Raw genomic sequence first — 21,262 nt, 5'->3', positions numbered from 1 at the left:
AGGAGCCACCACAATGCCCAGCGCCAACAGCACATCCGCCAACTCCACCTCCCTGGGGCAGTACGAGGTCTGGTTCCTTACCGGCAGCCAGCACCTGTACGGGGAGGATGTCCTCAAGCAGGTCGCTGCGCAGTCACAGGAGATTGCCAACGCCCTGAATGCCAGCAGCGACGTTCCGGTGAAGCTTGTGTGGAAGCCGGTCCTGACCGATTCCGACGCGATCCGCCGCACAGCACTGGAAGCCAATTCGGATGATTCCGTGATTGGCGTGACGGCCTGGATGCACACCTTCAGCCCCGCAAAAATGTGGATCCAGGGCTTGGATGCACTGCGCAAGCCGTTGCTGCACCTTCACACCCAGGCCAACAGGGACCTGCCATGGGCTGACATCGATTTCGACTTCATGAACCTCAACCAGGCAGCCCACGGCGACCGCGAATTCGGCTACATCCAGTCGCGCCTCGGCGTGCCGCGGAAGACCGTCGTCGGACATGTTTCCAATCCTGAGGTTGCCCGCCAGGTTGGTGCGTGGCAGCGAGCCTCGGCCGGCTGGGCCGCCGTCCGCACGCTGAAGCTGACCCGTTTCGGCGACAACATGCGCAATGTCGCCGTCACAGAGGGCGACAAGACCGAAGCCGAGCTTCGTTTCGGCGTCTCAGTGAACACCTGGTCCGTCAATGAACTCGCCGACGCCGTGCACGGCGCGGAAGAGTCCGACGTCGACGCTTTGGTTGCCGAGTACGAGCACCTTTATGAGGTGGCTGAAGAGCTGAAGACAGGCGGTGACCGCCATGAGTCGCTGCGGTACAGCGCCAGGATCGAGCTGGGACTTCGCAGCTTCCTGGAGGCCAATGGTTCTGCAGCGTTCACCACCTCTTTCGAGGATTTGGGCGAGCTGCGGCAGCTTCCGGGCATGGCCGTCCAGCGCCTCATGGCTGACGGTTACGGCTTCGGTGCCGAGGGCGACTGGAAGACCGCCATCCTGGTCCGCGCTGCCAAGGTCATGGGCGGTGACCTGCCCGGCGGTGCGTCGCTGATGGAGGATTACACCTACCACCTGGAACCGGGCAGCGAGAAGATCCTGGGCGCGCACATGCTGGAGGTTTGCCCGTCCCTGACCGCCTCGAAGCCCCGCGTAGAGATCCACCCGCTGGGCATTGGCGGCAAGGAAGACCCCGTCCGCATGGTGTTCGACACTGACGCCGGCCCAGGCATTGTTGTTGCCCTCTCGGACATGCGTGACCGTTTCCGCCTGGTCGCCAATGTGGTGGACGTCGTCGATCTCGACCAGCCGCTTCCCAACCTGCCGGTTGCCCGCGCACTGTGGGAACCGAAGCCCGACTTCGCCACTTCGGCGGCCGCGTGGCTCACTGCGGGCGCCGCCCACCATACGGTATTGTCCACGCAGGTGGGCCTTGAGGTGTTCGAGGACTTCGCCGAAATCGCCAAGACCGAACTCCTCACCATCGACGAAGGCACCACCATCAAACAGTTCAAGAAGGAACTCAACTGGAACGCCGCGTACTACAAACTGGCCGGCGGCCTGTGAGCACTGAATTCACGCTGAGCGCGGGCGGTTACACAGCAATCGTGACCGCCCGCGCGGCCGCGCTGCGCGTCTTCCGGTTCGAGGACCGTGACCTCATTGTCCCCTTCACCGAAGGTGGCCCGATCCCGGACTACCGTGGCATCATTGCCGCGCCGTGGCCCAACAGGATCGCAGACGGCACCTACACCTTCGACGACGTCGAGCACCGGCTTCCGGTCAATGAACCCGAGCGCGCAACTGCCCTGCACGGGCTCGCCTTCCCGCTCGACTGGACGCTGAAGGAGTCCGACGCCGGCTCGCTCACCTTGACGTGCACGTTGGGTCCGACGGCAGGTTACCCTTTCGTCCTGGAGCTTGAGGCACGGTTCACCCTGGACGAATCCGGACTTCACACCTCCGTTACGGCCCGCAACGCTGCCGACGTCGCTGCTCCTTACGGCGTGTGCCCGCACCCGTACCTGGTGGCCGGCTCCTCGCCGCTGGATGAGTGGGTCCTGGAATTTGGCGCGGACTCGTTCCTGGAAGTCACACCGGATCGGCTCTTGCCCGTGAGCCTGGCGGGGGTTGAGGGCCATCCCTTCGACTTCCGTTCAGCGCGCACCATCGGCAGCACCGAGATCGACCACGCCTTCACCGGAATAACGTTCGACGGCGGGCTGGCGCAGCTGTCGCTGCGGGACCCGGCGGGCACCGGCGTCGGAATGTCCTGGGACCAAAGCTGCCCTTGGCTGCAGATCCATACCGCTGACAAGCCGGCACCCCTGCCCAGCCGCCTGGGCCTGGCCGTGGAACCCATGACGTGCCCACCGGATGCCTTCAACAGCGGGACGGACCTGATCCGGCTGGAACCGGGCGCGGAGCACACCGCCTCCTGGAGCATCTACGCCCTGTAGCCACCGTCATGAAAGCTGCCACGACTCCACTCCATTCATGAGGAGAGTTCTTCACCTCGATCTATGAGAAGTTGAAGTTATGGGGAATGGCGTGCAGACCAGATTCAGGAAACTTATTGGCGTGGCAGTTGTGGGCATGCTGGCGCTGAGTTCGTGCAGCACCGTGCCACATGACTCTGAAGCAGGACAGACTCGCGCAGAAGCCCGGGAAGCCTTGGAAGCGGTGCCTGGAATCACCGTCACCGACTTTTCCGGAGGGGACAAGCCAAACGTCAAAGGCAACACCGGCTACGCAGTGGAGTTCGAGATCGAGCCCGGCTGGAACGTGGAACGCGGCGACCTTCTCATCGACTACGTTGTCCGCCTCATTTGGTCGATCGGAGAGGGTTATATGCCCACCGAGGAACTACGCCTGGTGGTTACCACTGCCGAATGGGAACCCCATTTCGATCTGGTTGCGGCAACGGAAGCTGCCCACTTGACCGCCAAGGCAACCCAGATCGGTGATCGGAACACGGTGCTCATTCCCGTGGATATCGACCACCCTGATGGTGAACGGAACCTGTCCCGGATCGCCACCAACGGGCGGTGGCCGATCGATGTCCCGGCACCGCTTCCGCTGGACGTAACAGTCAAACGAGGCTAGGCCTGCGCCCAGGGAGCACCGCCTGCACCCCCAACTTACTTAGCTGGGTGCGCCGGCAGTGCTTTGGCGGACCACCAGTTCAGGCGTGAACACCACTGCCCGGTGCTTGGTGCCGCCGCTCTCCTGTTCTTCCGCGAGCAGCTCGATCGCCGTGCGGCCCAGGGCCTCGGTGGGCTGGCGGATGGAAGAGAGCGGAACCACTGCGGAGATGGCGAAATCGATGTCGTCATAGCCGATGAGCGCGATGTCCTCCGGGATCCGGACCGTCCGCAACATGGTCAGCGACTGCATGACGCCCAGCGCCAGGAGGTCGTTGGAGCAGAACACGGCTTCAGGCCGGAGCTCCGGGGCGCGTTCCACCAGGCTGTTGCCCACTTGCCTGCCGGCCAGAACGGTCTGGCCAGCAGAATCCAGGACCTCAACACTGGCCCCGGATACCTCTGCCACAGCACGCTGCGCGCCCTCGAGTCGGCTCGCGACCTGGCGGATGGACGGCGTACCAACAAAGGCCAGACGACGGCGGCCCAGGTCCAGCAGGTGCTTGGCCGCGAGATAACCGCCTTCCTGGTCATCCACGGAGACTGAGCTGCAGCGGTCGGTGTCTGCAAGTTCGTCCACCAGAACGGTGGGCACGCCCCGTTCACGCAGAGTATCGATCCGCTCCGCCACATCGCCTACGGGGGAAAGGAGCAGCCCTTGGACGCGCTGCTCCTGGAAGAGGTCCATGTAGTGCGCTTCGCGGGAGGCGTCCTGCCCGCTGTCACCCACCAGCACCACGCTTCCGAGTGCGGTGGCAGCATCCTCTGCGGCACGGGCGACTGAGGAGAAGAAGGGGTTTCCGACGTCCAGCACGATCAGCCCGATGGTCCGGCTCTGGCCGGCGCGGAGCTGGCGGGCGGCGTCATTGCGGACAAACCCGAGTTCTGCAATGGATTTGAGGACGCGTTCCTTTGTCCTCTGGGAAACCCTGTCCGGATAATTCAGCACATTGGAAACAGTGCCCACTGCTACTTGGGCGTGGGTTGCAACGTCTTTGATGCTGGCTGTCTGGGACATGCTTTCCGATCTCCGTTGGCTGACGTCAATGTGCTGGAAACGCCTTGACACCCCCGCGTTTCCGAGGGTAATTTGAATCGTAACAAATGAAACGATTCAAAGACGAGTAACCCTGGAGAACCGCACATGAGGGTTTGTTTCCGCTCCTCAGTCCAACCGGAACTGATGGCCGAGTACAAGCAACGCCATGCCAACGTATGGCCGGAGATGCTGTCAGCACTGAAAAACGCGGGGTGGAACAACTACTCACTGTTCCTCGCTCCTGACGGCCAATTGATCGGCTATCTGGAGTGCGATGACTACCAAGCCGCCCAAGCCCGCATGGCGGTGACAGAGGTCAATGCCCGATGGCAGGCCGAAATGGCCACCCTCTTCGCCAACAGCGACGTCCCTCCGGACCAGGGCTTCGAAATCGTCGAGGAAGTTTTCAACCTCGAAGACCAGCTTGCCGCCGCGGGCAGCGTCACAGATGCCGCCGGCACCGCACACATAGACAAAGACCCAGCCCACGAATACCAAAAGGAACAAGCATGAACACCACAGAATCGGCCCTGGGCCGTCTAGGGGAACTGGCCATTGAAGTGCCGTCCTGGGCCTACGGAAATTCCGGGACCCGGTTCAAGGTCTTCGGCACTCCAGGAACTCCGCGCACCGTCCAGGAAAAAATTGCCGACGCCGCCAAGGTCCACGAACTCACCGGGCTGGCCCCCACGGTGGCCCTGCACATTCCGTGGGACAAGGTGGATGACTACGCAGCCCTCCGCGACTACGCCGCAGGACTGGGGGTTGGCCTGGGCACCATCAACTCCAACACCTTCCAGGATGACGAGTACAAGTTCGGCTCCCTGACCTCCTCCAACGAGTCCGTGCGCCGCCGCGCCATCGACCACCACCTGGAATGCATCGAGATCATGCACGCCACGGGTTCCAAGGACCTGAAGATCTGGCTGGCTGACGGCACCAACTACCCTGGCCAGGACGATATCCGTGGCCGCCAGGACCGCCTTGCCGAGTCACTGCAGGAAATCTACGCAGGCCTCGGCGATGAGCAGCGCCTGGTCCTCGAGTACAAGTTCTTCGAGCCCGCTTTCTATCACACCGATGTTCCGGACTGGGGTACTTCCTACGCGCAAACCCTGGCCCTGGGTGAGAAGGCGTTTGTCTGCCTGGACACGGGCCACCATGCTCCGGGCACCAACATCGAGTTCATCGTGATGCAGCTCCTGCGCCTCGGCAAGTTGGGTTCCTTCGACTTCAACTCCCGTTTCTACGCTGACGATGACCTTATTGTTGGCGCCGCTGATCCGTTCCAGCTGTTCCGCATCATGCACGAGGTCATCCGCGGTGGCGGTTTCGGCAAGGATTCAGGTGTGGCCCTGATGCTTGACCAGTGCCACAACCTGGAAGAGAAGATCCCTGGGCAGATCCGCTCGGTCCTGAACGTCCAGGAAATGACCGCCCGTGCGCTCCTGGTGGACACTGCAGCACTGTCCGAAGCCCAGCGTGCCGGCGATGTCCTGGCCGCCAACGGCATCTTCAACGATGCCTTCTACACCGATGTCCGCCCGGTCCTGGCCGAGTGGCGCGAATCCCGCGGCCTCCCCGCCGATCCCATGGCCGCATACAAGGCCAGCGGATACCAGAAGAAGATCAACGAGGACCGCGCTGGCGGCCAGCAAGCCGGATGGGGCGCATAAGCATGACAACGCAGAACAAGACAAACACTGTTGAAGAGCTGATCTCCCGTTCCAACCGCCTCGGCGCGGACAAACGGAACACCAACTTCGCCGGCGGCAACACCTCCGCCAAAGGCACCGAGAAGGACCCCGTCACCGGCCAGGACGTCGAACTGCTCTGGGTCAAGGGTTCCGGCGGCGACCTCGGCACCCTGAAAGCCGGGAACCTGGCAGTACTCCGGCTGGACCGGCTGCAGGCACTGAAGTCCGTTTACCCCGGCGTCGAGCGTGAAGACGAAATGGTGGCCGCGTTCGATTACTGCCTCCACGGCAAGGGCGGCGCTGCGCCGTCGATCGACACCGCCATGCATGGCCTGGTGGACGCTGCACACGTTGACCACCTGCACCCGGACTCGGGCATCGCGATCGCGACGGCCGTGGACGGCGAGGCACTGACCTCCAAGGTGTTCGGCGACAAAGTGGTCTGGGTTCCGTGGCGTCGTCCCGGTTTCCAGTTGGGCTTGGACATTGCTGCCATCAAGGAAGCCAACCCCCAGGCCATCGGCACCATCCTGGGTGGCCACGGGATCACCGCCTGGGGTGCCACCAGCGAAGAGGCCGAGGCCAACTCGCTCTGGATCATCGACGCGGCCGAGAACTACATCAAGGACAACGGCAAGGCCGAGCCCTTCGGTGCCAAGCTCCCCGGCTACAGCGCCCTTCCCGAAGCTGAGCGCCGCGCCAAGGCAGCGGCCCTCGCGCCTGTGATCCGCGGCCTGGCTTCCACGGACAAACCGCAGCTGGGGCACTTCAGTGATGACGGCGTCGTGCTTGAATTCCTTGAATCCGCGGAGCACCCGCGCCTGGGCGCCCTGGGAACCTCCTGCCCGGACCACTTCCTGCGCACGAAGGTCAAGCCGCTGGTCCTGGACCTGCCGGCCGACGCCTCCATTGAAGACTCCGTCAACCGGCTGAAGGAGCTGCACGCCGCGTACCGCGAGGACTACCAGGCCTACTACGACCGCCACGCCGACGAGAACAGCCCGGCGCTGCGCGGTGCTGACCCGGCGATCGTGCTGGTCCCCGGCGTTGGCATGTTCTCCTTCGGCAAGGACAAGCAGACCGCACGCGTTGCCGGTGAGTTCTACATCAATGCCATCAACGTGATGCGCGGCGCCGAGGCCATCTCCACCTACGCCCCCATCGAGGAATCGGAGAAATTCCGCATCGAGTACTGGGCGTTGGAAGAAGCCAAGCTCGCCCGCATGCCCAAGCCCAAGTCGCACGCCACACGCATCGCACTGGTGACCGGTGCGGCGTCGGGCATTGGCAAGGCGATCGCCACCCGCTTGGCGTCCGACGGCGCGTGCGTCGTTATTGCTGACCTCAACCTTGAGAACGCACAAAAGGTAGCCGAGGAACTGGGCGGTGCCGACGTCGCCATCGGCGTCCAGGCCGACGTGACCGACGAAGCCCAGATCGCAGCCGCAATCCAGGAGGCCGTGCTCGCGTTCGGTGGCCTGGACCTGGTGGTCAACAACGCCGGCCTGTCCATCTCCAAGCCGTTGCTGGAAACCACGGAGAAGGACTGGGACCTCCAGCACAACGTCATGGCCAAGGGCTCGTTCCTGGTGTCCAAAGCCGCAGCCAAGGTCATGATCGATCAGGGCCTGGGCGGAGACATCATCTACATCTCCTCCAAGAACTCCGTGTTCGCCGGGCCCAACAACATCGCGTACTCGGCCACCAAGGCTGACCAAGCCCACCAGGTCCGCCTGCTCGCCGCCGAACTGGGCGACCACGGCATCCGCGTCAACGGCATCAACCCCGACGGCGTGGTCCGCGGCTCCGGCATCTTCGCAGGCGGCTGGGGCGCCAAGCGTGCGGCGGTCTACGGCGTGGACGAGCAGGAACTGGGCAAGTACTACGCCCAGCGCACGCTCCTCAAGCGCGAAGTCCTACCGGAACACGTGGCAAACGCCGCGTCCGTGCTCACCAGCAACGAACTGTCCCACACCACCGGCCTCCACATCCCCGTGGACGCCGGCGTCGCGGCAGCGTTCCTCCGCTAGGACTGTCAGTGAACAACGGAACCACCGCGAGCACCGCCCCGGCACACGCCGGGGCGGTGTCTGCCCAGAACACAGTCTTTGCCGCCATCGACATTGGCGCATCCTCCGGCCGCGTCATGTTGGGCCGCGTTTCGGCGGCGTCCGGGGTGTCGCTCGAGACGATCCACCGCTTCCCCAACGGAGTGGTGGAGCTCGACGGCGGCCTCCGCTGGGACTTCGACGCCCTGTTCGCCGAGGTACTCAAGGGCTTGGCGGCTGCCGCTGCCACAGCGGCCACGAACGGCGAGAGCATCGTCAGCATCGGCGTCGACACCTGGGCCGTTGACTACGGTCTGGTGAACGACGCCGGTGAACTCACGGCGCAACCGCACAGCTACCGGGACGAGCGCAGCCGGGCCACGGTGGAACGGGTCCATGCGCTCATTTCCCCGGAGAAGCTGTACGCCGTCACAGGTCTGCAGTACTTGCAGTTCAACACCCTGTACCAACTCGCAGCGGAACCCAAGCTGGACGGGGTGCAAGCCCTCCTGATCCCGGACCTTATCGCCTTCCTGCTGACGGGCGAGCGGCGGACTGAAGCCACCAACGCGTCCACTACGGGTTTGTTTGATGCTGTTGCCGGTGAGTGGGCCACGGAATTCATGGACGCACTCGGGCTGCCCCGGGACATCTTCCCGCCGCTCATCCAGCCCGGCGAAACCGTGGGCACACTGCTGCCCTCGGTCCTGGAACAAACGGGTTTGTCCGCGGACACCACAGTGGTTGCCGTGGGGTCGCATGACACGGCGTCTGCAGTGGCAGCTGTCCCCGCAGGGCTTGAAGACTTCGCATACATCTCCTCCGGCACCTGGTCCTTGGTGGGTGTGGAGCTGGACCGGCCCGTCCTCACGGAAGCGAGTCGCAAGGCCAACTTCACCAACGAACGCGGCGTTGATGGCACCATCCGCTACCTCCGCAATGTGGGTGGCTTGTGGTTGCTCAGCGAATGCCAGCGTGCGTGGGCCGCGGAGGGTTATACCCAAGCACTCCCGGCCTTGCTCGACTCGGCGGCAGCGCTTCCTGCCGGTGGTCCGCAGATCAATGCCGATGATCCTGCTTTCACTGCCCCCGACAACATGCCTGATCGCATCCGGGCAGCCGTGCGCAACACCGGTGCCGTACTCCCGGACCGGCCCGCCGCCGTCGTGCGTTGCATCATGGACAGCCTCGCCGCCGGGTACGCCCGGACCTTGGCTGATGCCGAACGGCTCACCGGCCGCAACACCGGAGTGGTGCACATTGTGGGGGGCGGTTCGCAGAACAGGCTCCTGTGCCAGCTCACGGCTGACGCCACCGGCAAGCCCGTGATCGCGGGGCCCGTTGAGGGAACGGCGCAAGGCAATGTCCTGGTCCAGGCCCGCGCAGCAGGGGTGGTGGCCGGTGGGCTGGCCGAGCTGCGCCGGTTGGTTGCAGCGGGCACCAGCTTGGAACGCTACGAATTTAGCGGTGCACGCGTTGGGCTGTGAGGGGTGGCCAACCAGGTAGAACCAACCTTCTATCGCAATCGAGGCAAAATGTAACCGAACGGTGTCATACTGTCCTTATGGACATGAGCACCAAGGCTATCGGCCAAGCCATTCGCGAGCGCCGGAAAGACCGTGGCTACACTCAGCAAGCCTTGGCCGACGTCATTGGGGCTTCCCGAAAGTTCGTGGTGGATCTGGAATCAGGCAAGGACGGAGCATCTTTTGGGCTGGCCCTCGAGGCAATGCGGGTCCTTGGCCTGGAAATAACTCCTAACGATTCGGAGGACCGTGAATTCATGGGAGACTTCGCGCGCACTCTCGCCGAGGGTGACTACCACTACGCCATTCGACTACTGGGCGAATACACTAACTCTTCGCTCGCCGCGGGCCGGGCACTCATGCCGACCGCCCCGTCCTTCGACGACGACGCCTACCGGGCTGCGCTTGGCGCGGTTACTCGGTGGGTTTCAGCCAAAACCAGCTCCCCCGTCCCAAAGTGGGCAATGAATGCCAAGGCGTCATCGCAACCTGTCTTCCTGGCCGAGAAACTTCATCCGGTCAGCGACAGGATGAAGGATCTCATCCGTCGTGAAACCCCTACTGAGATCGCTGCCATGAACGTTTGGATCCGTGAGAGAGATTTGGCCACGATTTGACGGTGTTCGAGTTCCGGCGTGACGACGTAGTTGAACTGCTTCGCGAAGTGGAAACCCGACTGGAAGCACGCGGGATCACCTTGAATATCCAAATAGTGGGTGGCGCCGCGCTCCTGCTCCATGGCATCTTGGACCGCGCGACCGGCGATATTGACGCGCGATACTCCCCCCGGGAGGCTGTGGATGAAGTGGCCGCTGCCATGGAACAGGAGTTCGATTTGCCCCCGAAGTGGCTGAACAGCAATGCTGCGGCCTTCCTCCCTGAAGAAGCGCAGTGGATCGCCGGCCCGGAAGGGACCTCCTCAGCCGTAAAACTCGCAGACCTGCCCACCCTGGCAGCAATGAAGGTTGCTGCGGAGCGGGCCAAAGATATTGAGGACCTTGGCCATATAGTGCTCGCACTGGGGATTGAAAGCGCTGATGAACTGGTACAACTCGCTTTCGACAAGTACGGCGAGCACTCAGTGGCTCTCAGCGCACCGGCGGACAATTACGAAATCGTGGCTGAAGAAGCGATGGCTGCCGCCAAGGCCTTGCGAGGGCGTTAGCCTGAACGCGAACGTCTGGTACGTCACAGCGCCGGATGAGGGTGCCGCGCTAAACTGGTGGCACTATGATCCGCACAATGTTCAAGTCCAAGATCCACCGCGCAACGGTCACCCATGCCGACCTCCACTACGTCGGTTCCGTCACCGTAGACCTGGACCTCCTGGACGCGGCCGACATCCTCCCCGGTGAACTCGTCTCCATTGTTGACGTCACCAACGGCGCCCGCCTGGAAACGTACACCATCGCCGGCGAGCGCGGTTCCGGCGTCATCGGCATCAACGGTGCCGCCGCCCACATGGTCCACGTTGGGGACACCGTCATCCTCATCACCTACGCGGAAATGACCACGGAGGAAGCCAGGGCCTACGAGCCCAAGGTGGTCCACGTGGGCAAGGACAACAAGATCCTGCAGCTCGGCAACGACCCCGCCGAGGGCCACACCCCCGGGCTTATGCGTCCGCCGCACGCGCTCAGCAACGCGGCGCACCTCAGCTAAGGCTCCACAAGCAGCGTTCGACGTCGGCACTCAGGTGAGTGCCGACGTCGAACTTTTTGCGGGCTGCTTTAGCCCACGGGAGCAGGAGCCCGCAGGGGTGGGCGCGTGTCACTGGTGAGTGCGGATGCCACCTGGCGGGCAGCATCGAAGCCGCTTTCGATGGCGCCGTCGATGAAGCCTCCCCATCCATTGGCGAAATCCGAACCGGCGAGACGGATCCTCCCCTCGGGCCTCTGGAGCTCGGCCAGATGCCGGGTGAGGTAGCCCGTGTAATGCATGGGCCAAGTGGATCGTGCATATTCATCGGATACCCAGTCATGCCCGGCGACTTCGAGCACTGTCAATCCCGGGATAACGGCGTCCAGGTGTGCTTGTGCCCCAGCGACGTCGTCGACGTCCACGGCCCCGGCTTCGGGACCAAAACAGACCAAGGTAGTGGTGTCCTGATCGATGTACTCGGCTTGGACGAAGTTCAGGGCTGCCGTCTCGGGCCCGAACGCCACGAACCTTTCCTGCCGGCCGTCCACCTTGATCCACAGTTTGGCGCCGCGGCCCGCTTGTCCCCTTGCAGCCGCTTCCCTCTTACCGGGCGACAACGGTGGTCGGACGTCGATGCCGTTCAGTACGCTGAGCGGCAGTGCGAGGATAACCTGGCGGGCTCGGTACTGTTCGCCCGCTTCAGTTGCCACCAGGACTCCCCCGGCATCCTGCTCGACGGACACCACCCGCTGCTTCAGCCGAAGCTGTGCCGATGAGTCCGCGTGGATCGCTTCGGCGAGCCGACGGGTGCCGCCGTCGATCTTAAAGCTGGCACAGGCTTCGAACATGAGCTGCCAGTCCCCACTGGCAACTGCGCACCAGCGCAACGCCTGGGTGTAGGCCGCCTCGTCCAGCCTGCCGTTGAAATTCAGCGTCCAGAAGGACCTCAAGAGCCGGCGCTGATCTTCAGGGAGACCCAGGCGGTCGATGGCCTCCGACAGCGTGATACCGTCGATGTCCGCCACATCGGGGTTATCCAAGGGCTGCCACGGCATGGGGAAATAGCGTCGTGAGTCAGCCAACAGCAACCTGTTTGGCCCGTCCAGCAATTCCATCAAGCGCTCAGGTGATCCTTCGTGACGCTGGCCGCCCAGGGTCCAGAGGGCCTTGGTGAACTCCGGGCCCGGTAAGGCCTTGATCCCGTACCGCCCCATTTCCGCCCAAACGTAGGGCTGGGTCCAGTGAACCCAGGTTCCCCCGAGCTCCAGGTTCCGGCCAAGGCGTTCCGCCAAATGGGTTCGTCCGGCAATCCGGTCCTTCGCTTCCAACACGATGGTGGCGTGGCCGCTGCGTGAGAGTTCCCTTGCAGCTGTGAGACCGGCAAAGCCAGCGCCAATAACAATCACGTCGGAAGTTTCCACAGTGCCCGGCCCCTAGCTGTAAACGAAGAATTCGATGGTTGGCTCCAGGACTGTCCAGCGGGTCATTGCCCCCTTGGAGAGGGAGGCCATGGAACCTTCCATCAGCTCAAGGATGTTTCCGTCCCTGACCTCGATCCGCAGGTGCCCCGAGACGATGTATATGGTTTCGTCCTGGTCAATGGGCAGGTCGAAGGGTTCCGGGGCTTCTTCCGGAGAGACTTTCCAGATCCCGCCGCTCAGCGTTTCGTTTCCGTTCGCACCTGCACGCCTGAGCCATTGGACAGATCCCAACGCAAACGGTTCGAACGCTGCGTGGTCAAGCTGGGCATGGAAGACCTGGGACATGGTGTTGCTCCTGTCAGTATTTGCGGGGTGTTCAGTGTTTGTGGGTGTCTTGCGGGTAGGCCGTGCTGTTCAGGACGCTGAGCCTGGAATTGAAGGGGAGGCTCACCGGTTGGGCGGAGGGATTGTCCCAGCCGAACATCCGCCCGATGGAACGCTGCTCACGCAGATCTATCAGGAGCACGGCTTCAACAGTCATCACCTGTTCTGTCCAGAAGAAGATGTACAGGTCCTCTGTAACGGCCCAGGTCATGCAACGGTCAGTGTCAGCAAGTCCCGCTTCCCCGCCCCGCACGCAATGCCAGGTGAAAGTCCCTTGATTCAGGTAGATGTGCTCGTAGGACTCGACGTCGCTGTAACGGTAGAAGATGCGCTTGCCCACGAGTTCCGAGGACCGCTGGTGCACAGTGGGCTGTCCGCCGGCGTTGGAATGCGTGAAGTCAGTTGTTCCGCGGACTTTGCCGTCAACAGTGACAAAACGGGATACCGCAGTGGTCACTGCATCTGTGGATCGGTCGAGAATAATGGTGACGTTTTCGGCATTGGTATCCTGGCCGCCGCCTTGGGCACCGCCGTCGCCGCCCAGGGCGCCGCGGGGCCCCTGGCCACGAACGAAGTCGATGATGAAGATTTCCGGGCGGGCTTCAATGGCCTTGTAATCAGCGGTCCCGCTGGCAGCGCCCTCGGTCCACGTAAGTTGTGATTCAGTGCGGAAGTTGTACTCAATGGTCGTTCCATCAGCTGCCTCAAGGGCGATCTTTGTGCTCGCCAGCGCGGGGGAAGCAGGCAGGGTCTGGTCCCCGAAGCCGTCCAGCATGGTGGAAACCGGCGGCCATTCTTCCTCGGGAACGTAATCCTGGACTTCGGTGGTGGTCATGTGATGGGTCCTTTGCTTGTTTCAGGCAGTTGGTTTACGCGGAGGGTTGCGCTCAGAGAATTTCCGCAGCGTAGTTGATGGCGGGCCTGCGCATTCCCCGAATCAGGCCGGCCATAAAGATGAGCGGGATGCCCAGGAGGAGCCATCGGGCAACCCCTCCTGCACCGCCCAGGAGGACGTCATAGTTGTCCAGGGTCAGGTAGCCCACAACGATGAACGCCAGGAATGAAAGAGCCGGAGCAATTACCGTGACCCAGAGGTTATCCCTGGTCCCGGATCTGGCGAAGTACACCAGGATTGCGGCCGATGTCAGCAGCAGGATGGAAATAAATCCTGCCGTTCCCAAGGCCACAAACCAGGCAAAGACGGTGGCGATCGGGTCAGCACCGGCCAGCAGAAAAGCGCTGATGATGGCCAGGACAACCAAGGAGTTGACCAGCCCTGCAAGCGATGGTGCCCCCGAGTTGGAAACTGAGGACAGCTTGGCCGGGAGTGCGCCCGCCCTGCCCAGTGCGAACAGGTACCGGGAAAACATATTGGACAGCCCCAGAAGCATCGCGATGAAGCTCGTCACAACCAGCACCTGCATGGCAATGCTTAGCCAGGCACCCGCGCTGGACTCTGCAAGATCGAAGATCATTCCGGAGGGGTTTTCGGTGGCTAACGCCTGGATCCCCTCGATGCCCACGGCACCACTGATGGCCCACGTGGAAACCATGTAGAAGACGCCGATGAAGGCGATGACAAGGTAGGCGGCACGTGGGATGGTACGCCGCGGTTCCTTGGCTTCTTCCGCGAAGACCACCGTGGCTTCGAAGCTGGTGAAGCAGGCGAAGGCGAACAGCAACGAGATGCCCAGGCCCGGCCCAAAAATGTTCTCTCCCGTGAACCCTGCGAACGTGAAGATCCCCAGCCCCTTTTGGATAACAAGGGAGCCAACAAGGGCGGCAACCACCAGCGTTTCACCAAGGATGAGCACTCCCAGCACCTTGAGGCTGGCATCCACGCCCTTCATGGTCAGGAAGGTGGTCAACGCCAACAGTGCGACGATCCAGAAATAGACCGGCAGTCCAATTCCCGTGAGGCTTTCCACGAGTTGCCGGGCGAAGACTCCGAACTGCGACCATAGGCCGATTTGCAGGCTGAGGTAGGTCAGGATGGCAATCCCCGCGCCTCCTGTGGCCCATTTGTTGCCCAAGCCCCTGGCGATGTAGGCCACGAAGCCCCCGGCGTTGGTGATGTGTTGGCTCATCCTCAAATAGCCCACGGAGAACAGGGCCACCAAAAGGGCAGCGATCACATAGATCACAGGGGTTCCGGGGCCGCTAGCCGAGAAGATGACGGGACTGGCTCCCACAACAGCCGCCATGGGTGCGGCCGCGGCAATGGCGAAGAAGGCTATGGCAACGACGCCAAGCTTATTGGCCCGGAGCCGGACTACCCCGGCCGCGGGACTTTCGCCTTGGGGACCGTCCGCGGAACCTGTGCTTTGGGGACCTGCCTGTGCCGAGGTCTGACTGGATTCGTTCATGAGGCTGTTCTTTCCGGAATGCACTGGCGCCGTCGCCAGTGCGGAGGGATAGGGAGCCCTGCGGCTGAAGGACGAACGTCCGGGCGGCGAGGCTGAAGCTGCTCTGGGTGGCAGGGGGTGATCCGGACCACATTTGAAACTATACGTTTGTATAGTTTGAGGTGTCAATGGGTTCGCCCCTCCGATTTCTTCGCCGCTAGACTCGCCTTATGAGCCAGGAAGCGCGCAAGTTGCCCTACGGGGACGGCAGGGATGCGCTGCTTTCTGCCGTGCTGGACGTCGTGGCAGAAAAGGGCCTGCGCGGAGCGAGCTACAGATCAGTTGCCGCCCGCGCCGGCGTCAACCACGCCTTGATCACCCATCACTTCGGGTCCATGGAAGGGCTTCTGGCCGCCACCATGGAGTGGTCGGTGCAACGATCAATCCAGGAAACCGGCCTCTCGGGGCTCGCCGAACCCGACGGGAACTTTGCCGATTCGCTCATCGCTACCGTTTCCGCCGAACCCGAGCTTCAGTTGTTCCAGTTCGAAATGGTCCTCGAGTCAAGACGCAACCCGCAGATCCGCACGCTGGTTGAGCGGCTCTACGCAAGCTACGTCAGTACGGTTGAAGAGGCGCTGACCCGTCGCGGCCTGGACACGGGCAACGAAGCTGCGCTTGCCATCTTCGCGGCGCTCGACGGCCTCATGCTTCAATTCGTCACCATGAGCGACCCTGCCCGAATCAGGGCCGCCGTTCATCAAGTGGCCCGGCTGATAACCGCACTCGAGCCCGCAGACGGAACCACCGGGACGCCGGGCACAAACTAACGGCCGACGTCGACACTCAAGCCAGGCGCCGACGTCGAGCACGTTTGTCTACAGATACGGCACCCAGGACCACCGCTTAGGGTCACCTGCTGCACAAGATCTCCTCCGTCCGCATGACGGAACCCTCGCGAGAAAACGCTTACTCAGATCCTGTTTATGGCTAAGCTGTCTTTCGTGACCCAACAGCCCTCCGCCCGCACAACGCCATGATTGGCGTCCTGTCCGGGTTCTTCGTAGTGTGGGCCATCATTCTGGTGGGCATGTTCGTTGGACGGCGCAACATCCTGGGCGAGAACGCGCGTTCGGTGCTGAGCTCCCTGACATTCTTCGTTGCCAGCCCTGCCCTCCTGTTCGAAACGTTGAGCAAGGCCAAGCTGCATGACGTCTTCGCCGCGCCGCTCCTGGTCACCGCCGTGGGCGCAGTACTCACCGGCTTGTTGTTCTTCCTGATCGTGAAGTTCTGGCTGAAACGGGCCATGCCCGAAGCCCTCATGTCCTCCATGAGTGCTTCCCTGGCCAACTCAGCCAACCTCGGCATCCCCATCGCCGTGTTTGTCCTGGGCGACGCGAGCTATGTGGCGCCCCTGCTGATCTTCCAGCTCGCATTCTTCACGCCGATGTACCTGATGGCCCTGGACGCCAGCACCAGCTCGCACCGCACCACTCCCCTGCGCTTCCTGCTGATGATCGTCAAGAACCCCATGATCGTGGGTTCTGCGCTCGGCCTGCTGGTAGCGGGGACCGGTTTTCAGGTGCCGACACTCATCCTGGAACCCATCCACTTGATTGGCGGTGCCGCGATTCCCGCCATGCTGATGGCCTTCGGCATGAGCCTCAACGGCTCCAAACCCCTGCAGAAGGAAGCCGGGAGGAGGCTGGACACCCTGCTGGCCAGCGGCTTCAAACTCATAGTCCATCCACTGATCGCGTACGTTTTTGCCCGCTTTGCGTTGGGGATGGACGGACACGCCCTCTTCGCCGTGGTGGTGACTTCGGCGCTGCCCACTGCGCAGAACGTCTTCGTCGCGGCCAACCGGTACCAAGCAGGAATCACCGTAGCCAAGGACACCGTGCTGATCACCACCATCGTGGCCGTTCCCGCCATGATCGCCGTAGCGCTGCTGCTCACCTAGCCGTCGAATACGATGGCGTCGGCGATGCGCCGGATGCCGGCAAAACCTGGGTAACGTTCACGGCAACGTGGAAGTACAACGGCTGGTTCGGACAGTTGGGCTACTCCACGTCCGCGCTGGCCAGATAGTGGTCCAGGAGTTGCGCACAGCGGATGAAGCCCAAGTGCGAGTACGCCTGGGGATGGTTGCCCAGGTGTGTTTCCGTTCCGGGATCGTACTCCTCGGGCAGGAGCCCCGTGGGACCAAACAACGCCACCAACTGGTTGAACAGCTCCAACGCATCATCCAGCCGGCCCACTGCAAGGTAGGCCTCGATCAGCCACGTGGTGCAGATGTGGAAGCCGCCCTCCAAGCCCGGCAGGCCGTCGTCGTACCTGTACCGGAAAACGGTGGGCCCTACCCGCAGTTCGCGCTCAACGGCAGTCACGGTATCCAGGAAGCGCTGGTCCTGGGCATCCAGCAGCCCGGACAATCCGATGTGCAGGACAGCGGCGTCAAGGTCAGGGCTGTCATAGGCCACCGTGTAGGAGGCGGCTGAGGAATCCCAGCCTTCCTGGAGCACTTCCTCCCGGATGGTGTGGGCAGTGGGAGCCCAGTCCGCATGCGCCACCCTGCCATGCAAAGCAGCAGCCCGGAGCGCCCGATCCAGCGTCACCCAACACATGACCTTGGTGTACACATGGTGCCGGGGCGGCCGTCGGGCTTCCCAGATTCCATGGTCCGGCTCGTGCCAGCGGGCCAGGACGGCGTGCGCCATCTGCTCCATGAGGAACCAGTGCTCGTCAGGAAGGAATCCACGCCGCTCGGCGAGATCATGGATCAGCTCCGCGATGGGTCCAAACACGTCCAGCTGGACCTGGTGGTCCGCCGCGTTGCCAATCCGCACCGGCCTGGAACCCGCGTAGCCGGGCAGGCTTTCCACGATCGCCTCCGTGGAGAGCGGCGCCCCGGTCACTGAATACAGGGGATGCAGCCACTCCGGGCCCGGCGCGTTTTCCAGGATCCGGCCCAGCCATCCCAGGAACCCGTCGGCTTCGGCCGTGGACCCCAGTGACACCAGCGAGTTCACCGTCATGGACCCGTCCCTCAGCCAGCAATACCGGTAGTCCCAGTTGCGTGTGCCGCCAATTCCTTCCGGGAGGGACGTGGTGGGTGCGGCCAGCACGGCTCCGGTGGGCTCGTGTACCAGCGACTTCAGCACCAGGGCGGAACGACGCACCAGCGAAGTCTTGATGGTGGGCAGCTGAAGTGCTTTGACCCAGTCACGCGCTGCCTGCCCGACGGCGGTACGCCGCTGGGGTTCACCAGCCGGGTCTGCGGGAGGGGGCTCAGTATCCCCGCACCGCATGTTCAGGACCACTGGCCCTGCACTGAGGGAGACCTCCGCCGTTGCCGTGGCATATTTTGAGTCGCTGGTGATGGTGAAGGCCACGCCCGGTGCAGTGAGGATGATCGGATCCGAGGTTCCGATGATATGCACCTCATCGCCGCGGATCTCCATGTTGAAAGGCGCGTTGGCGTAGTCGGGGCGTGGCGCGAAGACCACGCGGGCTTGACCTGTTCCGGACAGGACCCGGACCAGGCTGGTGATTCCCTCCGGGGCCGGTTCCAGATAGTCGGTGACCGTGACGTCGGCCCAGCGGGTCTCTACGATCATGGTGTTATCCACATAGCGTTGTGCCAGCACCGGGGACGGCTTAACGGGTTCTATGCTGAAGTGGCCTGCTGGGTCACCGCCCAGGATGTGCGCAAACAGCGAGCCGGAATCGGGCAACGGGTGGCTCATCCAGCAGACCTTTGCGTCCGGGGTGAGCAACGCCGTGGAGCTTCCATTGCCGATCATCGAATGGCGTTCCAGGCCTACCGCGTCCTCGCCGAACAACCACGCCCGGCGCAGTTCGAACAGCAAAGCCAGGACCCGTGCAAAGGATTCCGGATCCGGGATGGTGTGCGCCGCCGTCGTATCCCCTGCTCCAACGTGCAGGCCAAGATCAGGGCCTCGCAGGGTGGCGAGCGCTTTCTCGTCGCTCTCGGCATCGCCCGCGTACAAGGCGGCACTGACCCCGAGCCTCGAACGCAACTGTTCCAGGGCTTGTCCCTTGGCCGGTTCCTCGACCGTCAGGTCCAATACCGTGCCGTCGATGATGAAGTAGAGGCCAAACTCGATGGCGATCTTCTGCGCGGCGAAAATTACCCGGTCCACCACTTCAACTGTTGCCGGCCGGGTGTGCACGGCGACGCCAACCGGCTTCCGGACAACACTGATGCCCTTCTCGAAACCCACGGCTTCGGTCAGGGCTGTGGCCACCTGTTGAAGCAGTTGCTCGGTGGCAAGGGAGAGCGTGTAGGCGTACCCCATATCGAACTCCATCCCGTGGGAGCCCACCAGGTGGACTTCCGCGGGCAACCTGGACACCGCCGCCAGGTCCCTGAGGGACCTGCCGGAGATGATGGCCGTGTGGGTGTTCGGCAGGGCGGCCAGCGCACGGAGTGCCACGGCCGCGCTGTCCAGGGGCAAGGTCTCCGTGGAAACCCCCTCCGCCGAACAGAGGGTGCCGCCATAGTTACAGGCCACCAGCAAACCAGGAACACGGGCAAGGACCCTTAGCTCCGCGAACAGTTGCGGGGTGATGCCGTTCTCCGCATCGGATTGGAGCACCGTTCGGAGCAGGCCAAGCGGGAGCGATTTCATCAGCAGCGCGGAATCGGCAACTGATTGGTTCAAGTGCGTAGGCATGACAGACCCTTCCGAAGCGGATAACTACAGTCTCCGCCCGGACGGTTTCGCTTGACTACCTAGTAGATTGCAAACGCGTAAAGCTTTTCCTTGGATTTATGCGTTGGTGTCAGGGGTGCGCCTACGCGCTTACCAGCCCCGCAACCTCTGCCACGAGTTCAACCGACCGCAGGCGCTCTTCGGTGCCGATGCTTTGGTGCGCCACAATCAGTTCGTCGGCGTCTGCGAACGTCGCAAACTCGTCGAGGTAGTCGCGCACCACGTCCTTGGTTCCAACAGCGGAGAACTTCATCATCTGGGCGATGTGCTGGCCCTGCGGGGAGTCAAGCACCATGTCCGCTTCGTCGTCCGTGAATTCGCGGCCGCCGCCGAAGAACAGCGATACACGGGCGCGCTTCACCGCGAGATGGATGGCCTGCGCCTCCGCGTTGGAGTCCGCGGCAGTGACATTAACGCCTGCAATGACGTGCGGCTCGGACAACTGATCCGACGGCTTGAACTCGCGTCGGTAGATGGCAACAGCGTCCTGCAGGGCCGCCGGGGCAAAGTGTGAAGCAAACGCGTAGGGAAGCCCGAACTGCGCGGCCAGCTGGGCGCCGAACAGCGAGGACCCCAGGATGTACAGCGGCACGTTGGTGCCCTTGCCCGGCGTAGCCTCAACACCCTGGATGCGGGTGGGGCCAGTAAGGTAGCCCTGAAGTTCCAGGACATCCTGCGGGAACCTGTCCGAGGACGTGTGGTCCCGGCGCAGTGCGCGCATGGTGTTCTGGTCGCTGCCCGGCGCACGACCCAGGCCGAGGTCGATCCTCCCCGGGTGCAGGGTCTCCAATGTGCCGAACTGCTCGGCGATGGTCAGCGGTGAATGGTTGGGCAGCATGACGCCACCGGCCCCGAGCCGGATGGTGTTGGTGTGCGCGGCAACATGGGCGATCAGCACGCTGGTGGCCGAGGAGGCAATCGCGGACATGTTGTGGTGCTCGGCATACCAAACGCGGCGATACCCCAGCTCTTCGGCCTTCTGTGCCATGGCCACGCTGCCCGCGAGGCTTTCCGCCACCGTCTGGCCCTTGCCGATGGTTGCCAGGTCGAGGATGGAAAGAGGAACAGTCACAGGAAGGCCTTTCGGTACGTTTCGGTGCCCGCACGGTTGATTGCCGGGCACTTAAGCGACAACGACGGCGGCACCCGGGTTATTTCTGTGAGTTGCGTCGCGCAGTGGTTTCCGCGCCTTTTCCGAACGCATTTGTGACCCCGTTCGACGCCCGATTAACCGCCGTGAACCCCTGTATCCCAGCGTTTCAGAGTGCTTTGACCTGGCTCGCGGGGCTGCCGGAT

Annotated in this window: 19 protein-coding genes; 12 read left to right on the top strand and 7 right to left on the bottom strand. The window is 63.0% G+C overall.

What is annotated here, in order from left to right:
• Positions 1-13: 13 nt before the first annotated feature.
• The 3 genes from araA (at position 14) to AC6JA3_RS02465 (ending at position 3,088) form a co-directional block, all read left to right on the top strand.
• A complete protein-coding gene (araA, locus tag AC6JA3_RS02475; protein WP_026547819.1) occupies positions 14-1,549 on the top strand; it encodes an L-arabinose isomerase in 1,536 nt (511 codons plus the stop codon).
• A complete protein-coding gene (locus tag AC6JA3_RS02470; RefSeq protein ID WP_497919884.1) occupies positions 1,546-2,442 on the top strand; it encodes an aldose 1-epimerase family protein in 897 nt (298 codons plus the stop codon). The genes araA and AC6JA3_RS02470 overlap by 4 nt, the downstream gene beginning before the upstream one ends.
• 91 nt (positions 2,443-2,533) lie before the next feature.
• Positions 2,534-3,088, top strand: coding sequence for a hypothetical protein (locus tag AC6JA3_RS02465; protein ID WP_347782487.1), 555 nt, complete (start codon positions 2,534-2,536; stop codon positions 3,086-3,088).
• Between the two features lie 39 nt (positions 3,089-3,127).
• Here the strand turns inward: AC6JA3_RS02465 and AC6JA3_RS02460 are convergent, their stop codons facing one another.
• Complete coding sequence (locus AC6JA3_RS02460) at positions 3,128-4,144, bottom strand: LacI family DNA-binding transcriptional regulator (RefSeq protein ID WP_497919883.1); 1,017 nt, start codon at positions 4,142-4,144, stop codon at positions 3,128-3,130.
• Between the two features lie 126 nt (positions 4,145-4,270).
• Between AC6JA3_RS02460 and AC6JA3_RS02455 the strand changes: the two genes are divergently transcribed.
• The 7 genes from AC6JA3_RS02455 to panD all read left to right on the top strand — a co-directional run bounded on the left by AC6JA3_RS02455 (position 4,271) and on the right by panD (position 11,098).
• Positions 4,271-4,678 (top strand): L-rhamnose mutarotase, encoded by a 408-nt coding sequence (locus AC6JA3_RS02455; protein ID WP_091552412.1) that lies wholly within the window; start codon positions 4,271-4,273, stop codon positions 4,676-4,678.
• Complete coding sequence (gene rhaI / locus AC6JA3_RS02450; RefSeq protein WP_497919882.1) at positions 4,675-5,841, top strand: L-rhamnose isomerase; 1,167 nt, start codon at positions 4,675-4,677, stop codon at positions 5,839-5,841. The genes AC6JA3_RS02455 and rhaI overlap by 4 nt, the downstream gene beginning before the upstream one ends.
• Positions 5,829-7,892, top strand: coding sequence for a bifunctional aldolase/short-chain dehydrogenase (locus tag AC6JA3_RS02445; protein WP_497919881.1), 2,064 nt, complete (start codon positions 5,829-5,831; stop codon positions 7,890-7,892). Before rhaI ends, AC6JA3_RS02445 begins: the two co-directional genes overlap by 13 nt.
• Before the next feature lie 8 nt (positions 7,893-7,900).
• The gene (locus AC6JA3_RS02440) at positions 7,901-9,397 is read left to right on the top strand and encodes a rhamnulokinase (protein WP_497919880.1); all 1,497 of its coding nucleotides are present in this window, start codon (positions 7,901-7,903) and stop codon (positions 9,395-9,397) included.
• Between the two features lie 83 nt (positions 9,398-9,480).
• Entirely contained in the window at positions 9,481-10,053 is a 573-nt protein-coding gene (locus AC6JA3_RS02435) for a helix-turn-helix domain-containing protein (RefSeq protein WP_497919879.1), read from the top strand.
• Positions 10,054-10,055: 2 nt separating this feature from the next.
• Complete coding sequence (locus AC6JA3_RS02430; RefSeq protein WP_497919878.1) at positions 10,056-10,601, top strand: DUF6036 family nucleotidyltransferase; 546 nt, start codon at positions 10,056-10,058, stop codon at positions 10,599-10,601.
• Between the two features lie 65 nt (positions 10,602-10,666).
• Positions 10,667-11,098, top strand: coding sequence for an aspartate 1-decarboxylase (panD, locus tag AC6JA3_RS02425; protein WP_026543295.1), 432 nt, complete (start codon positions 10,667-10,669; stop codon positions 11,096-11,098).
• Between the two features lie 68 nt (positions 11,099-11,166).
• Here the strand turns inward: panD and AC6JA3_RS02420 are convergent, their stop codons facing one another.
• From AC6JA3_RS02420 to AC6JA3_RS02405, 4 genes are read right to left on the bottom strand one after another with little or no spacing between them, the layout of a single operon-like run.
• On the bottom strand, positions 11,167-12,498 hold the full coding sequence (locus tag AC6JA3_RS02420; RefSeq protein ID WP_497919877.1) for a flavin monoamine oxidase family protein: 1,332 nt from the start codon (positions 12,496-12,498) through the stop codon (positions 11,167-11,169).
• A gap of 12 nt (positions 12,499-12,510) precedes the next feature.
• Positions 12,511-12,843 carry a cupin domain-containing protein gene (locus AC6JA3_RS02415; RefSeq protein WP_497919876.1) on the bottom strand — a complete coding sequence of 111 codons (333 nt, stop codon included), beginning with the start codon at positions 12,841-12,843 and terminating at the stop codon, positions 12,511-12,513.
• Between the two features lie 31 nt (positions 12,844-12,874).
• On the bottom strand, positions 12,875-13,717 hold the full coding sequence (locus AC6JA3_RS02410; RefSeq protein WP_497919875.1) for a MoaF C-terminal domain-containing protein: 843 nt from the start codon (positions 13,715-13,717) through the stop codon (positions 12,875-12,877).
• A gap of 52 nt (positions 13,718-13,769) precedes the next feature.
• A complete protein-coding gene (locus tag AC6JA3_RS02405) occupies positions 13,770-15,248 on the bottom strand; it encodes an APC family permease (RefSeq protein ID WP_497919874.1) in 1,479 nt (492 codons plus the stop codon).
• A gap of 209 nt (positions 15,249-15,457) precedes the next feature.
• Here AC6JA3_RS02405 and AC6JA3_RS02400 point away from each other — a divergent pair, with 209 nt between their 5' ends.
• Together AC6JA3_RS02400 and AC6JA3_RS02395 are read left to right on the top strand one after the other, a co-directional pair.
• Positions 15,458-16,057, top strand: coding sequence for a TetR/AcrR family transcriptional regulator (locus tag AC6JA3_RS02400; protein ID WP_497919873.1), 600 nt, complete (start codon positions 15,458-15,460; stop codon positions 16,055-16,057).
• A 206-nt stretch (positions 16,058-16,263) separates the two neighbouring features.
• Positions 16,264-17,190 (top strand): AEC family transporter, encoded by a 927-nt coding sequence (locus tag AC6JA3_RS02395; protein ID WP_497919872.1) that lies wholly within the window; start codon positions 16,264-16,266, stop codon positions 17,188-17,190.
• Positions 17,191-17,290: 100 nt separating this feature from the next.
• Here AC6JA3_RS02395 and AC6JA3_RS02390 read toward each other — a convergent pair whose 3' ends face one another.
• Together AC6JA3_RS02390 and AC6JA3_RS02385 are read right to left on the bottom strand one after the other, a co-directional pair.
• Positions 17,291-19,927, bottom strand: coding sequence for a trehalase-like domain-containing protein (locus AC6JA3_RS02390; protein WP_497919871.1), 2,637 nt, complete (start codon positions 19,925-19,927; stop codon positions 17,291-17,293).
• Between the two features lie 121 nt (positions 19,928-20,048).
• Positions 20,049-21,038, bottom strand: coding sequence for an LLM class flavin-dependent oxidoreductase (locus AC6JA3_RS02385; RefSeq protein WP_026543288.1), 990 nt, complete (start codon positions 21,036-21,038; stop codon positions 20,049-20,051).
• Positions 21,039-21,262: the final 224 nt, after the last annotated feature.

This window comes from Arthrobacter sp. TmtSoilC79, from assembly GCF_059739405.1.
Note: the sequence above shows the minus strand (reverse complement) of the source record. Positions and strands in the feature narration are given on the sequence as shown.

Coding starts and splice junctions, on each gene's coding strand:
- AC6JA3_RS02445 (WP_497919881.1), top strand. CDS start 5,829: ATGGGGCGCATAAGCATGACAACGCAGAACAAGACAAACACTGTTGAA.
- AC6JA3_RS02395 (WP_497919872.1), top strand. CDS start 16,264: ATGATTGGCGTCCTGTCCGGGTTCTTCGTAGTGTGGGCCATCATTCTG.
- AC6JA3_RS02460 (WP_497919883.1), bottom strand. CDS start 4,144: ATGTCCCAGACAGCCAGCATCAAAGACGTTGCAACCCACGCCCAAGTA.
- AC6JA3_RS02435 (WP_497919879.1), top strand. CDS start 9,481: ATGAGCACCAAGGCTATCGGCCAAGCCATTCGCGAGCGCCGGAAAGAC.
- rhaI (WP_497919882.1), top strand. CDS start 4,675: ATGAACACCACAGAATCGGCCCTGGGCCGTCTAGGGGAACTGGCCATT.
- AC6JA3_RS02405 (WP_497919874.1), bottom strand. CDS start 15,248: ATGAACGAATCCAGTCAGACCTCGGCACAGGCAGGTCCCCAAAGCACA.
- AC6JA3_RS02410 (WP_497919875.1), bottom strand. CDS start 13,717: ATGACCACCACCGAAGTCCAGGATTACGTTCCCGAGGAAGAATGGCCG.
- AC6JA3_RS02415 (WP_497919876.1), bottom strand. CDS start 12,843: ATGTCCCAGGTCTTCCATGCCCAGCTTGACCACGCAGCGTTCGAACCG.
- panD (WP_026543295.1), top strand. CDS start 10,667: ATGATCCGCACAATGTTCAAGTCCAAGATCCACCGCGCAACGGTCACC.
- araA (WP_026547819.1), top strand. CDS start 14: ATGCCCAGCGCCAACAGCACATCCGCCAACTCCACCTCCCTGGGGCAG.
- AC6JA3_RS02390 (WP_497919871.1), bottom strand. CDS start 19,927: ATGCCTACGCACTTGAACCAATCAGTTGCCGATTCCGCGCTGCTGATG.
- AC6JA3_RS02400 (WP_497919873.1), top strand. CDS start 15,458: ATGAGCCAGGAAGCGCGCAAGTTGCCCTACGGGGACGGCAGGGATGCG.
- AC6JA3_RS02455 (WP_091552412.1), top strand. CDS start 4,271: ATGAGGGTTTGTTTCCGCTCCTCAGTCCAACCGGAACTGATGGCCGAG.